Raw genomic sequence first — 1,052 nt, forward strand, 5'->3', positions numbered from 1 at the left:
AACGCGGACGACCAGCCAAGCTTGAAGCAAACCACCGAGCAGAACTGAGCACCATCGTTGAAACCGACCCGACGGCAACGCTGGAAGAAATTGGTCAGGAATTCGCTCGGCGCACCGGGATGAAAGTGCATCGAAACACGCTGACGAAGGCGCTTGAGGAGGCAGGCTGGGAGCGTTCGCGGGATGGATCCGCAGTGCGTGTGGAGGTTTCCGAAGTGGCCGAGAAGCGCTATGGGTATACCGAGGCGCACCGACGTCAGGACGTGGAGCAGACCTACACGAGTTGCCTGACGGATGCCGAGTGGGCTTTGGTGGAGGATCTCTTCGATCAGACGGGCGCCCGGGGAACGCCCCCGCAGTATCCGCGGCGTCTGCTCGTGGACGCGTGTTGCTATGTGGTGCGCACAGGCTGCGCCTGGCGCCTGCTGCCAAAGGATTTTCCGCCTTGGCAGAATGTCTACCGGACCTTTCGCCGCTGGAGTGGACAGGGGAAATTCGAACAGATGCATGATCGGCTGCGAGCGATGTGGCGCGAGCGGGAAGGACGCTCAGCAGACCCCTCAGCGGCCATTATTGATGCGCAGTCCACGCGCGGATCCCCCCAAGGGGGCGAGAGCGGCTATGACGCGGGCAAGAAGATCAAGGGGCGCAAGCGCCATCTGGTTGTCGATACGCTCGGATTGCTCTTGGCCGTCAGCGTCACCACCGCGAGCCTGCAAGATCGCGACGGCGCCCATCCCGTGGTGGCGACGGCGATGGACAAGTATCCCAGCATTGAAACGCTGTTCGTCGATTCGGCTTACGCCGGCCAGTGTGCTCAGACTGTCTCTCAATTGCATGACATCCACGTGCAGGTCGTTCGCCATCCGGCCAACAAGAATGTTGGCTACTGGACGCACCCCGAGCAGTTGGATTTCTTCACCGTGCAGGCCGATGCCAACGGATTCGTCGTCTTACCCAAGCGCTGGGTGGTCGAACGCACCCATGCCTGGAACGAGCGCGCTCGACGCCTGATCATGCATCACGATCGATTGCCCAAGGTCTCCGAAACC

The 1,052-nt window shown here is 61.4% G+C and carries 1 protein-coding gene; it reads left to right on the forward strand.

The window, feature by feature from the left end; translation table 11 throughout:
• A partial coding sequence (locus tag ACFSJC_RS19970) for an IS5 family transposase (RefSeq protein WP_386029081.1) occupies positions 1 to 1,052 on the forward strand: 1,052 nt, incomplete at both ends.

The sequence above is a fragment of the Thiorhodococcus fuscus genome, from assembly GCF_042682685.1.
Lineage (GTDB): Bacteria > Pseudomonadota > Gammaproteobacteria > Chromatiales > Chromatiaceae > Imhoffiella > Imhoffiella fuscus.